The 14,354-nt window shown below is 69.2% G+C and carries 10 protein-coding genes and 1 riboswitch; of the genes, 5 read left to right on the top strand and 5 right to left on the bottom strand.

What is annotated here, in order from left to right; genetic code table 11:
- Positions 1-135: 135 nt before the first annotated feature.
- A riboswitch (SAM riboswitch) is annotated at positions 136-276 on the top strand.
- A gap of 14 nt (positions 277-290) precedes the next feature.
- From thrC to AB0B96_RS34070, 5 genes are all read left to right on the top strand, one after another.
- Positions 291-1,580, top strand: a complete 1,290-nt coding sequence (thrC, locus tag AB0B96_RS34090) for a threonine synthase (protein WP_362905443.1) — start codon at positions 291-293, stop codon at positions 1,578-1,580.
- 22 nt (positions 1,581-1,602) lie between these two features.
- On the top strand, positions 1,603-1,878 hold the full coding sequence (locus AB0B96_RS34085; RefSeq protein ID WP_350945794.1) for a MoaD/ThiS family protein: 276 nt from the start codon (positions 1,603-1,605) through the stop codon (positions 1,876-1,878).
- A gap of 358 nt (positions 1,879-2,236) precedes the next feature.
- On the top strand, positions 2,237-2,437 hold the full coding sequence (locus AB0B96_RS34080) for a cold-shock protein (RefSeq protein ID WP_012895270.1): 201 nt from the start codon (positions 2,237-2,239) through the stop codon (positions 2,435-2,437).
- A 460-nt stretch (positions 2,438-2,897) separates the two neighbouring features.
- Positions 2,898-4,523, top strand: a complete 1,626-nt coding sequence (gene groL / locus AB0B96_RS34075) for a chaperonin GroEL (protein WP_350945793.1) — start codon at positions 2,898-2,900, stop codon at positions 4,521-4,523.
- Between the two features lie 464 nt (positions 4,524-4,987).
- Positions 4,988-6,034, top strand: coding sequence for a YncE family protein (locus tag AB0B96_RS34070; protein WP_362905476.1), 1,047 nt, complete (start codon positions 4,988-4,990; stop codon positions 6,032-6,034).
- On the opposite strand, the gene AB0B96_RS34065 is transcribed toward AB0B96_RS34070, so the two are convergent.
- The 5 genes from AB0B96_RS34065 to AB0B96_RS34045 all read right to left on the bottom strand — a co-directional run bounded on the left by AB0B96_RS34065 (position 5,984) and on the right by AB0B96_RS34045 (position 14,292).
- Complete coding sequence (locus AB0B96_RS34065; RefSeq protein WP_362905440.1) at positions 5,984-8,008, bottom strand: AAA family ATPase; 2,025 nt, start codon at positions 8,006-8,008, stop codon at positions 5,984-5,986. The two genes, AB0B96_RS34070 and AB0B96_RS34065, sit on opposite strands and share 51 nt — an antisense overlap.
- Before the next feature lie 474 nt (positions 8,009-8,482).
- Entirely contained in the window at positions 8,483-10,129 is a 1,647-nt protein-coding gene (locus tag AB0B96_RS34060) for a DNA repair helicase XPB (RefSeq protein ID WP_362905438.1), read from the bottom strand.
- Between the two features lie 97 nt (positions 10,130-10,226).
- Positions 10,227-10,817, bottom strand: a complete 591-nt coding sequence (locus tag AB0B96_RS34055) for a hypothetical protein (RefSeq protein WP_362905436.1) — start codon at positions 10,815-10,817, stop codon at positions 10,227-10,229.
- A 299-nt stretch (positions 10,818-11,116) separates the two neighbouring features.
- A complete protein-coding gene (locus AB0B96_RS34050) occupies positions 11,117-13,531 on the bottom strand; it encodes a helicase C-terminal domain-containing protein (RefSeq protein WP_362905434.1) in 2,415 nt (804 codons plus the stop codon).
- A 428-nt stretch (positions 13,532-13,959) separates the two neighbouring features.
- Positions 13,960-14,292, bottom strand: coding sequence for a hypothetical protein (locus AB0B96_RS34045; protein ID WP_362905432.1), 333 nt, complete (start codon positions 14,290-14,292; stop codon positions 13,960-13,962).
- Positions 14,293-14,354: the final 62 nt, after the last annotated feature.

The following is a 14,354-nucleotide window of genomic DNA, read 5'->3' as shown; positions in this document are numbered from 1 at the left end:
TCGGGGGCGGAGGAACGGATCCGGCTGTCCGCTGGATAACACGCCTTATCTCGCACAGTGAGACATGAAGTCAGGAGGGCGGCAGGGCGGGGTAGAGTGCTCAAGACCTGCGCGTCAGGTTTCCAACTGAATATCTGCTCATCCAGAGGGGTGGAGGGACCGGCCCTGCGAAGCCCCGGCAACCATCCCGGTTCACGACCCGTGATCTGAACGAGGTCGACCGGGACAGGTGCCAATTCCGGTCTGTGACCAGGGTGGTCCAGACGAAGATGAGGGAAAGGCCTCGCTTCATGGCGCTCGCAACCACTGAGAACACCACCTCCTCCGCTCGTGCCGACGGCGCGCGCGACCGGCGCTTCGGCCCCGCCGTGGCGCTGTCCTGCCGGGAGTGCGGTGCCCGCTACGACCTCGGCCCCAGCTTCGCGTGTACCGAGTGTTTCGGGCCCCTTGAGATCGCGTACGACTTCGGGCGGGTGACCCGGGAGCGGATCGCCGAGGGGCCGACCAACATCTGGCGCTACCGCTCGCTGCTGCCCGTCCCCGAGGACGTGGCCGCCAAGCCCAACATGGCACCCGGCTGGACCAAGCTCGTCAACGCCGGCAACCTCGCCCGCGAGCTGGGCATCCGCTCGCTGCACGTGAAGGACGACTCCGGCAACCCCACCCACTCCTTCAAGGACCGCGTGGTGGCCATCGCCGTCGAGGCGGCACGCAACTTCGGCTTCCACACCCTCTCCTGCTCCTCCACCGGCAACCTGGCCGGCGCCGTGACCGCCGCCGCCGCGCGGGCCGGGCTGGACGCCTGCGTGTTCATCCCCTCCGACCTGGAGCAGGCCAAGATCGTGATGGCCTCCGTGTACGGCGGCAGGCTCATCGGCATCGAGGGCACCTACGACGACGTGAACCGCTTCTGCTCCGAGCTCATCGGCGACGAGCTGGGCGACCAGTGGGGCTTCGTCAACGTCAACCTCCGCCCGTACTACGCGGAGGGTTCCAAGACGCTCGCCTACGAGATCGCCGAGCAGCTCGGCTGGCGCCTTCCCGACCAGATCGTCATTCCGGTCGCCTCCGGCTCGCAGCTCACGAAGATCGACAAGGGCTTCAAGGAGCTGATCGCGCTCGGCCTGGTCGAGGACAGGCCGTACAAGATCTTCGCCGCCCAGGCCGAGGGGTGCTCCCCGGTCTCCTCCGCCTACAAGGCGGGCCACGACGTGATCCGGCCGGTCAAGCCGGACACGATCGCCAAGTCGCTCGCGATCGGTAACCCGGCCGACGGACCGTACGTCCTGGACATCGCCCGCCGCACCGGCGGCGCGGTCGAGGACGTCACCGACGCCGAGATCGTCGACTCGATCCGGCTGCTGGCGAGGGCCGAGGGCATCTTCGCCGAGACGGCGGGAGGCGTCGTCGTCGGGGTGCTGCGCAAGCTGGTCGCCTCGGGCACGCTCGACCCCGACGCCGAGACCGTGGTCCTCAACACCGGCGACGGTCTCAAGACCCTGGACGCGGTGGCCGCGGAGGCGCGCCCGACCGCAGTGATTCGACCCTCTCTTGACGCATTCCGTGCGGCTATCGCCTAGAAATCGTGAAAGGTACTGAATTATGAGCGTTTCTGTGCGGATTCCGACGATTCTCCGGACTTACACCGATGGTGCCGCCGAGGTGAACGGAGAAGGCGAGACCCTGCGCGATGTTCTTCAGAAGCTCGACGCGGACTTCCCGGGGATCGGTGCCCGGATTCTCGATGAATCGGGAAAGATCCGACGTTTTGTCAATGTCTACGTGGGGGATGAGGACGTCCGTTTCGCCGACAACCTCGACACGGCGACGCCCTCCGGTGTTCAGATCTCCATCATCCCGGCGGTGGCCGGAGGCTGACTCCTCCGCCCTGACGCGGCCCTGACCGCCTCGCGTCGCACCGCGTCATCCCCAGGGGCACCCGCGAATCCACGGCACCCGCCCGGCTCCGGCCGGGCGGGTGCCGTGTTTTATGACAGAAGCTCATATTTGCCGCGTACACGAATAATGTAACCCCTGACTAACCAGCAGTGATGATGAAACTTTCTCCTCGTGATAAAAGCTCTCGTAAAGAGGTAGTTTGGTGCTTGACTCTGTTGCCCGACCGCTTCCCACAGGTATGGTCGGAACGATCGACGTGGCGAAGTCCGCCCCGGAGATTGGGGACTTCGCGAGAGGAATGGGCGTCGTCCTTTAAGACCAGTAAGAGGAGTCGCAAGTGGCGCAGGGCACCGTCAAATGGTTCAACGCGGACAAGGGCTACGGCTTCATCGCGGTAGACGGTGGTAAGGATGTGTTCGTCCATTACTCCGCGATCATGATGGATGGCTACCGCGCCCTGGAGCAGGGGCAGCGGGTCGAGTTCGAGATCACCCAGGGACAGAAGGGTCCCCAGGCGGAATCCGTCCGGGCGGTCTGACGCAGCCGTTTCATGAATTCGCAGGGAGGAATCGGCGGGTCCCGAGGTGTCGCGGTCCGCTGAACCCTCACCGCCCAGGCCCGGCTCGCCCTCATCCGGCGAGCCGGGCGTTCGTGTCGTTCGGGCATGCGCCAACGACGGCAATGACGGCAGTGACCCCAAAGGTGCCAATGCCTCCCAAAGGCCCCGATGATGACCCATCGCGTACGCCGACGTGACGCGGGATCTTCGCGGACGTGACGAGAAGCTGAAGATCGTCCCACGCGCGGCCCAGGTCAACGGGGCGCGGCTTGCACTCGTCGGGGTAGAGTGCTAAACAGATTCTTGGCACTCACGCATAGAGAGTGCCAATCCTGGATCGAGGCGATGGGGCCCGCCGAACGGAGTCGTGGGCCCACATGCCGTCGCGGGCGTCGGCTCGGTCCGGTGTAAGCCACCCTTTCTCTGGGAGGTTAGCCGTATGGCAGCCAAGATGATCGCGTTTAACGAGGACGCCCGGCGCGGTCTCGAGCGCGGCATGAACCAGCTCGCGGACGCCGTCAAGGTGACCCTCGGCCCCAAGGGCCGTAACGTCGTGCTGGAGAAGAAGTGGGGCGCCCCCACCATCACCAACGATGGTGTCTCCATCGCCAAGGAGATCGAGCTCGAAGACCCGTGGGAGAAGATCGGGGCCGAGCTCGTCAAGGAGGTCGCGAAGAAGACCGACGACGTCGCGGGTGACGGCACCACCACCGCCACCGTGCTCGCCCAGGCTCTCGTACGCGAGGGTCTTCGCAACGTCGCCGCCGGCGCGAACCCGATGTCCCTGAAGAAGGGCATCGAGGCCGCCGTCGAGCGCGTGTCGGAGGAGCTGTCCAAGCTCGCCAAGGACGTGGAGACGAAGGCGCAGATCGCCTCCACGGCGTCCATCTCCGCGGGCGACCCGCAGATCGGCGAGATGATCGCCGAGGCGATGGACAAGGTCGGCAAGGAAGGCGTCATCACCGTCGAGGAGAGCAACACCTTCGGTCTCGAGCTTGAGCTCACCGAGGGCATGCGCTTCGACAAGGGCCTCACCTCGATGTACTTCGTCACCGACCCGGAGCGTATGGAGGCCGTCCTCGACGACCCGTACATCCTCGTCGTCAACTCCAAGGTGTCCGCCAACAAGGACCTGCTCCCGGTTCTCGACAAGGTCGTGCAGGCCGGCAAGCCGCTGCTGATCATCGCCGAGGACGTCGAGGGCGAGGCCCTGGCCACCCTGGTCGTGAACAAGATCCGTGGTCTGTTCCGCTCGGTCGCCGTCAAGGCGCCCGGCTTCGGTGACCGTCGCAAGGCGATGCTGGGCGACATCGGCATCCTGACCGGTGCCCAGGTCATCAGCGAGGACCTCGGCCTCAAGCTGGAGTCCACCACCCTGGACCAGCTCGGCCGCGCCCGCCAGGTCATCGTCACCAAGGACGAGACCACCATCGTCGACGGTGCCGGTGACGCCGAGCAGATCGCCGGCCGGGTCAACCAGATCCGCGCCGAGATCGACAACACCGACTCCGACTACGACCGCGAGAAGCTCCAGGAGCGTCTGGCCAAGCTGGCCGGCGGCGTGGCCGTCATCAAGGCCGGTGCCGCGACCGAGGTCGAGCTCAAGGAGCGCAAGCACCGCATCGAGGACGCCGTTCGCAACGCGAAGGCGGCCGTCGAGGAGGGCATCGTCCCCGGCGGTGGCGTGGCGCTGCTGCAGGCCGGCGCGAAGGCGTTCGACAAGCTGGAGCTCTCCGGCGACGAGGCCACCGGTGCCGCGATCGTGAAGAAGGCTCTGGAGGAGCCGCTGAAGCAGATCGCGGTGAACGCCGGTCTTGAGGGCGGCGTCGTCGTGGAGAAGGTGCGCAACCTTCCCGCGGGTGAGGGCCTCAACGCCGCCACCGGCGAGTACGTCAACCTGTTCGAGACGGGCATCATCGACCCGGCCAAGGTGACGCGTTCCGCGCTGCAGAACGCGGCGTCCATCGCGGCGCTGTTCCTCACCACCGAGGCCGTCATCGCCGAGAAGCCCGAGAAGGCCGCGGCCGCCCCCGCCATGCCCGGCGGCGGCGACATGGACTTCTGAGTCCAACCGCTTTCACATAAAAGAGGCGACCCCGAGATCTCGGGGTCGCCTCTTTTGGCATCTCCGTCCACCACCTGCCGCCACACCTTCTGGAAAGGTCTCCGGCGTGCGCACAGGAGAGGCCGTGAGCCGCGGAGTCCGACCCGGCGGGGACCCATGCGGAGCCGCGTGAGGGGAGGCGGCCTCGAAAAGGTCGGGGCCAAGGAGGCGCGGCCGCTTTCATGCCGTCCGATCGGCCTCGGCGCTGTCGGGCAATGAAAGGACAGGACGGGTGGAATGGGGGCCCAAATAGGTGTGTCGTGTCCCGAACACGACGTCGTGCGGTCATAGAACGAGATGCTCGTTGCGGCAGCAGGGTTCTTGACGGCACGACGGTAGGCGGGGGAACGATGAAGCGTAACCGGTGGAAACCACTCGGTTGGTCACCCGAGGACGGGTGGCGATCGCGTGTCCTTCCCGTCGTGATGGCGCCGGTCGTCGTGGCCGCTCTGGTGGCGCCGACGACCGCGGACGCGGTGGCCTCACCACCGAACAACGTCGCCTACGTGACCAACTCGCAGTCGGACAACGTGATGGTGATCGACACGACGACGAACAAGGTCGTCGCCACCATCCCCGTCGGCGACAACCCCATCGGGGTGGCGGTCGCTCCCGACAACGCGCACGTCTACGTGGCCAACTCGCAGTCGGACAACGTGTCGGTGATCGACGCGACGACCCGGAAGGTCACCGCGACCATCCCTGTCAGAGGCAGCCCCATCGGGATCGACGTCTCCTATGGCGGCACCCGTGTCTACGTGACCGATGTGCAGGCTGACACCGTGTCGGTGATCAGCACCAAGACCAACAGGGTCATCGCCACCATCCCGGTCGGCCGTGCCCCCTTCAGGATCGCCGCCATCCCCTATTACCGCGTCTATGTGGCCAACCAGGGCTCCGACACCGTGTCGGTGATCAGTACGGTGACCAACAGGGTCATCGCCACCATCCCGGTCGGCCAGGACCCGTTCGGAATCAGGTTCGCCCCCGATGGCCGCTATGTCTATGTGGCCAACCAGGGCTCCGACACCGTGTCGGTGATCAGCACCAGGACCAACAAGGTCGTCGCCACCGTCCCCGTCGGTCACGCTCCCTCCAGGGTCGTGGTCTCCGCCGACAGTTCCCTCGTCTACGTGACCCTCCTGCTCCCGGCCGGCGTGGCGGTGATCGACGCCAAGACCAACAGGGTCGTCGACATGATCCCGGTCGAGGGTGCTCATTTCGGGATCACGATCTCCCCGGACGGCGCCTGGCTCTATGTGACCGACCTGGCCTCGGCCAGCGTGTCGGTGATCAGCACCAGGACCAACGAGGTCGTCGGCATCATCCCGGTCGGTGAGGGTCCTTTCGGGATCAGAGCGGCGAACCTGGTGCCCCGGCCGGGGAACCGTTCGTACCGCCTGGCGCCGGCCGAGACAGGGTCACCCGGCGAGCTGGGAGGGAAGCTCCCGGCAGTGCAGGACGGTGAGTGAGGTGACGGCCCGGGTCAGGACGACGTACAGCCGGGCCAGCCCTCGCGGTTCCGCCTCCACGATGTCGGCGGGCTCGGCCACGATCACGTGGTCGTACTCCAGGCCCTTGGCCAGGGACGCCGGCACGACCAGGAGACGGTGGTCCTCGACCGTGTCGGGACTCAGCACCCGGTGATCCAGGTGGGACAGGGCCTCGGACGTGGCGCCCACCAGGGCGTCGGGGACGATGACGCCGATCGAGCCCTCGCGGGCGAGCGCCTCCTCGGCGGCACGGGCCAGCGCCGCGGCGAGGTCGGAGGCCGGCCGCACCGACAGGGAGCCCGCGCCGGGACGCAGTGACCGGGGGGCGGCCAGGTCAGGGGCGACCGAGGGCAGCAGCCTGGCCGCGTAGTCGAGGACCTCGCGCGGCACGCGGAAGCCGAGGGTGAGCTCGGTGACCGCGCCGTCCTCGAAGCCGAGATGGGTGAGGACCTCGGTCCAGGAGCGGGCGGACCAGGGCGTGGTGCCCTGCGCGAGGTCGCCCAGCACGGTGGCCGAGCCGGTGCGGCAGCGCCTGCCGAGGGCGCGCAACTGCATCGCCGACAGGTCCTGGGCCTCGTCCACGACCAGGTGGCCCAGCGGGACGGTCCGCTCGATCATGTCGGCCAGCTCGTCCATCAGCGCGCCGTCGGCCGCCGACCACTTCGCCGAGCGGAAGGACTTGGAGGGCTTCGCCCACAGCAGCAGCGACTGCTCGGAGGCCGTGAGGTCGTCCTTGGCGGCGGCGGCGAGGAAGGCGGGGTCGCTGAACAGCCGGTGGAGCACCTGCTGCGGGGTCAGCTTGGGCCAGACCGCGTCCACGAGCGCCCTGACCGGCTTGGACCTGGCCACCGCGTCCTGCACCCGGTCGTCGGGAGACTCACCGCGCTGCTCCATCCGGACGAGCACCAGGTGGGCGAGGCGCTGGGCGAGCGTGGCGCGCCCCGGGCCGTAGCGGACGGTGCCGCGCAGTGAGGCGACGATCTCGCGGACCTCGTGGTCGGCCACCCGGTAGCGGTTGATCCCCTTGGTGAACAGCACGCCCTCGGTGGGCTTGACGACGTGCGCCCACAGGGCACGCCGGAGCACGGGGACGATCCTCGCGTCGCCCTTGACGGTGGCGACGGCGGGGTCCTCGGGGGCGGAGTGGTCGCCGAGGATCCCGGCGGCCGTGGTCTGGTCGACCTTGACCTCGCCCAGGGCGGGCAGGACGGAGGAGATGTAGGAGAGGAACGCCCGGTTCGGACCGACGATCATCACACCCGACCTCGCGAGCCGCTCGCGGTGGGTGAAGAGCAGGTAGGCGGCCCGGTGCAGACCCACCGCGGTCTTCCCCGTGCCAGGGGCGCCCTGCACGCACACCGTCCGCCCCAGGTCCGAGCGGACGATCTCGTCCTGGTCGGGCTGGATCGTCGCGACGATGTCGCGCATCGGCCCCGAGCGGGGGCGCTCGATCTCCTCGGTGAGGATCCTGCTCTGGGCGAGGGCGGCGCCGCCCTGGTCGAGGTGCTCGTCCTCGTACGCGGTCAGGTCGCCGCCCCGGTAGCCGAACCTGCGGCGCAGGGCGACGCGCATCGGGTCGGACGGGCTCGCCTGGTAGAAGGCCCGCGAGACCGGTGCCCGCCAGTCGATGACCAGGGGACGGCTGCTGTCGTCGTGGACGTGCCTGCGCCCGACGTAGACCGTGCTGGGAAGGTCGTCTCCGGCCTCGCGGTCGAGGCGGCCGAAGAACAGGGGCGTGCCGGAGTGGTCGGCGAGCGCCTCGACGCGCTGGTCGAGCAGCGCCTGCAGGATCTGCTGGGAGACCCAGTCTCCGGCGGCGTCGGAGGAGAGGGACCGGGCGTGCTCGCGCATCGCGCGCAGCGCCGCTCTGGAGACGGCCAGATGCTCGCGTTCGGCGGCGAGGATCCGGGCGGAGTCGTCGGTTATGTCGGGGGCCAATTGATGTGCGGGCACGCTGAAGCGCCTCCCATTCGATAAACGGAGGTGGTGGTCATCGGGCAGCGAATCGACCAGCTTAGCGACGGCCCCGTGGAGTCTCAAAAGGATTAACGGTGAACGAGGATACGGCGGATGCCGCGCGGGCGCCGGGGACACGCGGTGACAAAACACGGCGGGCGCTGCTCCGGTGCCGGTGGCGCGCGGAGACAAAAAATCGTTTTACCGTTCCAACGGTCGCTGAGGTGGGCGTCTGATGATCGAAGAGAGCGTTCTCTTCGTCGGCGATCCGATCGTTCCGTAATCGCCCTGACACTCTCTGTAATTCTCCGTGGAAATGGCGAAAAAGCGAGGCGAACCCGGTGAGTCCCGCAGATCATGGGGGTATGTCGCCAGTGGCCCTGAGGCCTAGCGAGGGGGTGGTTTGTTTGTCGAAAGCCCGCGGGATTTCGTGGACCTGACACAAATTGACGACGTGTTCGCTGTGTGAGATCAATCTCCGGCGAGCACGTCGTCCGCGTCGATGATCTGATACGCGTACCCCTGCTCGGCGAGGAACCGCTGCCGATGGGCGGCGAAATCCTGGTCCACGGTGTCACGGCTCACCACCGAGTAGAAGCGCGCCCCGCCCCCGCCCGCCTTCGGCCGCAGCACCCGGCCCAGCCGCTGAGCCTCCTCCTGCCGGGACCCGAAGGTGCCCGACACCTGGATGGCCACCGCCGCCTCCGGCAGGTCGATGGAGAAGTTGGCGACCTTGGAGACGACGAGGACCTGGATCTCCCTGTCGCGGAACGCCTGGAAGAGGCGCTCCCGCTCCTTGACCTTCGTCTCCCCCTTGATCACCGGTGCGTTCAGGTGCTCGCCGAGCTCGTCGAGCTGGTCGATGTACTGACCGATGACCAGGACCTGGTCGTCCGGGTGCCGTCGGACCAGCGCCTCGGTCACCCGCGTCTTGGACGGCGTGGTCGCGCAGAACCGGTAGCGCTCCTCGGACTCGGCCATCGCGTAGGCCAGCCGCTCCTCGTCGGTGAGCGTCACCCGCACCTCGACACAGTCGGCCGGGGCGATCCAGCCCTGGTTCTCCATCTCCTTCCACGGCGCGTCGTACCGCTTGGGGCCGATCAGGGAGAACACGTCACCCTCCCTGCCGTCCTCGCGCACGAGCGTCGCGGTCAGGCCCACCCGCCGCCTCGCCTGCAGGTCGGCGGTCATCCGGAAGATCGGCGCGGGCAGCAGGTGCACCTCGTCGTAGACGACCAGACCCCAGTCACGGGCGTCGAAGAGCTCCAGGTGCCGGTAGACGCCCTGCCTGCGGGTCGTCATCACCTGGTACGTGGCGATGGTGACGGGCCTGATCTCCTTCTTCGTGCCGGTGTACTCGCCGATCTCGTCCTCGGTCAGCGAGGTCCGCCTGAGCAGCTCCTGCTTCCACTGGTGCGCGGAGACCGTGTTGGTCACCAGGATCAGCGTCGTCGCCTTCGCCTGGGCCATCGCCGCCGCGCCCACGATCGTCTTGCCCGCCCCGCAGGGAAGCACGACCACGCCGGAGCCGCCGTGCCAGAACGCCTCGGCGGCCTCCCGCTGGTAGGTGCGCAGCTCCCAGCCCTCCTCGGTGAGCACGATCGGGTGGTGCTCGCCGTCGACGTATCCGGCCAGGTCCTCGGCGGGCCAGCCCAGCTTGAGCAGGTGCTGCTTGATGTTGCCGCGCTCGCTCGGGTGCACCACCACGCCGTCGTCGCCCAGGCGCTCGCCCAGCAGCGGCTGGATCTTCTTGGCGCGCAGGACCTCCTCCAGCACGGCCTTGTCGGTGCTGGTCAGGGCGAGGCCGTGGACGGGGTGTTTTTCCAGGCGGAGCCTGCCGTAGCGCGACATCGTCTCGGCGACGTCGACCAGCAGCGCGTGCGGCACGGGGTAACGGCTGTGCGCGATCAGCGCGTCGATCACCTGCTCGGCGTCGTGCCCGGCGGCCCGCGCGTTCCACAGCGCCAGGGGGGTGATCCGGTAGGTGTGCACGTGCTCGGGGGCGCGCTCCAGCTCCGCGAACGGCGCGATCGCCTTGCGGCACTCCCCGGCCCGCTCGTGATCGACTTCAAGGAGCAGGGTCTTGTCCGATTGGACGATCAATGGTCCGTCAGTCACAGCGGCCTTCTCCCTCGGTTACCACAGGCTACGGCGGTTCGGCTCATGGTCGCACCCGTGAACGCCCACCGGCTCGTCGCGTAAGGCCCCGGCCCGCTCAGGAGTCGAAGGCGCCGTTGACGCCGGCGACGATGAAGAAGGTCATGCCCAGGGCGAGCAGCGCGATGTTGACGCCGACGCTGATCCAGGTCCACTTGAGCAGGTTTCTCGCGCCCTGCGGATCGGCGTCGACCTTGCCCAGCGCGATGCCCGACAGGATGGTGCCGACGATGCCGCCGGGGCTCACGAAGCAGCTCAGCGCGAGGGTGATGCTGATGACCAGGGCGACGATCCCGTGCGTCCTGACACCTTCGACGTTGCGAGGCGGCGGGGATCCGTAACCCCCGTAGCCCTGTCCGTAACCCTGTCCGTAGGGCTGCTCGCCGTAACCCTGTCCGTAGCCCTGGCCGTATCCGGGGTCGGTGTAACCGGAGGGCTCGCCGTAGGCCGGGACCTGGTTGTAGCCGGGCTGACCGTAGTCAGGCTGACCGTAATCCGGCTGGGCGTAGCCGGGCTGGTGATCCTGCCGGGTCTGCTCGTAGCCGTACGGCTGCCGCTCGTGGCCCGGAGTCTGGCCGGGGCCTGTGGTGTAGGGGCTCTTCCAGTCGTCCGGGTTGGTGCTGGGGCCTTCTGAGTGACCGCTGCTCAATGGGGATCTCTCGCTTCTGTGGAGCTCAGAACGTCAACTGACACGATATGGGGCGTAGGTCGTGGGCCATGGGCGGATGGACTCGGTCGCGTCCCGGGGGCGGAGCCCGGAGGGGACCCGGAAAGGGACCCTCGCACCCCGGTGAGCGGCGGGGCGAACGACGCGCCGTCGCCGGATCATCGGACCGCCGGCCGAGTTCGTGGTGGGCCCGTCCCGCAACCGAGACTACCCCTTGGCCCCTTACGGCACGCCGGGCCGGCGCGGCCTTTCCGCCCCTCGTGCTGTCGGCGGGAGGCATCTCAGACGATGTCGGCTATGCCGGTGATGCGGTGCAGGGCGAAGCGGTGCACCGCCGCTCGCGTCTCGTCGTAGGCGGTGAGATAACCGCCCTCCATCCGGGCGGGTTCGAGGATCCGGCTGGTGGCGTTGCCCTGGGAGTCGAGGTAGCCGATCCAGACCTGCGACCCCTGCCGGATGGCCTCGCGCAGGGCGGTGATCGTGGCGGTGGCGGGGGAGCGCGGCACCTCGCCGCCGGGGACGGCGACCGGGGCACGACGGGCCTGGAGCGCGGCGTCACCCGCGCGCACCGCGCGCACCGCGGCGGCCACCACGTCGGCCTCGTGGCCGTTGAACGTGACCGGGGAACGACCCGCCGACGTGCCCTCGGTCCTGCGGACGTCGATCTGGGCGATGATCACGTCACCGTCGAGCGACTCCGCCGCCGGTGCGTACCCCATCGCGCGCAGCGCGTCGACCAGCGTCGGACGGGAGGACTTGGAGGCGATCACCGTGGGGGCGAGCCGCCGCAACCGCAGCGGGATCGCCCGCTTGTCGGCCATCACCTCGTCGAGCAGGGAGGAGTCGTCGCACCGCACGTACGCGCTCGCCGATCCGACGCGCATCCGGCCGTGGCGCCTGGCCACGTCGGTGACCAGGTAGCTGAGCGGCTGCGGCACGGGCGTGGTCGAGTGGCGCTCCAGCATGGCCAGCAGCTCGTCGGCGCCCTGACCCGCGTCCAGGGCCCGCCGGATCGAGCGCTCGTCGAAGCGGTAGACCGTCGCGCCGCCGGTCGACTCCACCTCCGCCGTCAGCGCGAGCCATCGCCTCAGGTCGCCGGTGAGCGGCCCCGGGGCGACGGCGGTCAGGTCGGCCTGGAGGAGGACGTGGTCGAGCGGCTCGGGCAGCAGCGGGAGCAGCAGGTGGGCGGCGGGCATCGCGCGGCCGCCGGCGGAACCGGTCGGCGTGCCGGAGCCGCCGGAGGAATCGGGGAGCAGGGCGCGACCGTGGCTGGCGAGCGCCCCGAGCCCGGTGACGCCGATCTGCTCGGCCTCGCGCAGCGTGAACTCCACCAGCTGGTCGCGGTAGCCACCGCGACGGCGGGGCTGCTCCCAGGCCAGGCGCTCGCGTACCGCGTCGAGGGTGGGCGCCACCCCCGGCGTCGAGGCGAGCACGCCCAGGGTCGTGGCGCGGACCTCCGCGGCGGCTGGACGGCGCAGGTCGGGATGGAGGGCGTTGAGCAGCCGATCGCGCTCGTCGCGCTCGCCGATGATCCCCGGCACCCGGTCCATGGTGAGCCAGGCCGTGGCCAGCACCACCCAGCGGTCCTCGGTGGCCTTCACCCTCCAGCCGTCGTAGCCGGGGGTGGGCATCCAGTCGCCGTCGACCGTGCCGCTCGCCGCGATCAGCCCCGCCGCGTACGACACCTCGACGATCAGTCCCGTCACCCACTCGGGCAGGTCGAGCAGGCCCGCCGTCCGCTTGAGGTCGCGCACGGCCAGGCCACCGCTGCGGAGCACGCCGGGCGGGTCGACACTCCAGCGCTCGCACAACTCCTCCACCGCGCGGGTGAAGGTGAACGCCTGCCCGGCCGCCGTGCGGTCGGCGAGCCCGCGGTCGCGCTCGGTGCCCTCCGCGGCGGGAGGGAGAGGGGACAGGTCCCGGTGGACGCGGCCGCCGCGCAGGAACAGGGCGACCTCGCGGGGCAGCACCACGGTCTCCTCGCCGGTGGCGGCGAGCAGTGCCCGGGACAGGAGCTGGTCGATCGGCGACCGGGCGGTGGCGGCCCGCACCTCACGGCGGGCGTTGGGCACCCGGCCGCTGGCCGGACCCCAGACCAGCTCGTTGAGCGCGGACCGCGCCTGCGGCGAGACCTCCTCGATCAGCCGTCCGACGATTTCCGCGTCGCCGAGCAGCGCGGCGAGCGTCTCCTTGGTCGCGCTCCCCGTCTCGCCGCCCTCGCCCGCGACGTCCTGGACCAGCTCGGCCAGCCGCTCGGCGGGATGGTGCCTGAACGCCTCCACGGCGGGCGGACCGAGCCCCGCGGGAGCGTCGAGCACCTCCCGCACCCCGGGCGCCGGAGCCAGGGCGCGGTCAGGGCCGTAGACGAGGGCCATGGTGCGCAGCCGCTCGACCGTCTCCTTGAGGGCGCTCTGGAACTGTGGATCGGCCGTCCCCGCAAGGGAACGGGCCATCTGGGCGCGCAGCGACCTGTAGGCGATCGGGCCGGGAAGCACGGCCAGCGTCTCCACGACCGCGAGCGTGAACCGGTCGAGCCTGTCGAGCGCCCTGCCCACCGCCGACGGGCTGCTCGCCCGCCCGGCGAGCCCTTCCAGATGGGCGGGCACGGGGGTGATGAGCTCGGGACGTACGGAGACGAGAGCCCGCAGCCGGTCATCGCTCCGGCCGCGCAACCACTCGGTGAACTCCGTGCTCATTCCGCCAATGGTAGGAGGCTTGACCGACATCGCGCGGCCTGGGGGAATTCCGTGATCGACCGAAGAGGGAAAACGATCATGTGAAGGGCGGCGAACAGATCACGTGAAGGGCAGCGAATAAGGGAAGAAGCTCACGAGCGAGGCGATGCCGAGAGAGGATGGTCAGTGTGATCGAGCGTGCGGACCAGCTCGTCCTGGACTACGTCAGCAAGGCGGCCGACGCGGCGCACGGTGTGATGAGGCCCAGGCAGCGGATCGACTTCGTGGCGGTGTTGCGCAGGCGGATCGACGCCGAGCGCGCGGGGACGGACGACCCGGCCGCCGTGGAGAGGATTTTGGCCCGGTTCGGCGACCCCGCCGCACTGGTCCAGCACGAGCTACGCCGTCTGAGTGGGGAGGTACCGTCCCCGTCCCCATCCCCGGAGACTTCACCGGGGCGTCCCGAGCCACGGGTCTCCGAGGAGGGCTTTCCGAGTTTGCGGGGCTTGCGGGATCTGTGGAGATCCCGGCGTGATGACTCCGGTACGGTCCCCAGGCCGCGGGGGGAGGGGGCCGCCGGGCTCCCCGGTGCCGCCCGTGCTGATCATGTGGATCGTCCTGACAGCACACGTACCGGCCACGCTGACCGTGCTGATCATGTCGATCGCTTCGACACCGCACATCCTGACCGTGCCGATCGCTTCGACCGTCCAGACCGTGCCGACCGTGCCGATGGTGCTGACCGTCCAGACCGTGCTGATGGCGTCGATCGCTCCGGCCATGCTGACCGTCCAGGCCGTGCTGACCGCATTGATCGCCCCGACCGCGCTGATCCCGCCACGGG

Source organism: Streptosporangium sp. NPDC049046 (genome assembly GCF_040649155.1).
Classification (GTDB): domain Bacteria; phylum Actinomycetota; class Actinomycetes; order Streptosporangiales; family Streptosporangiaceae; genus Streptosporangium.
This window is presented reverse-complemented; position numbering and strand designations above follow the sequence as displayed.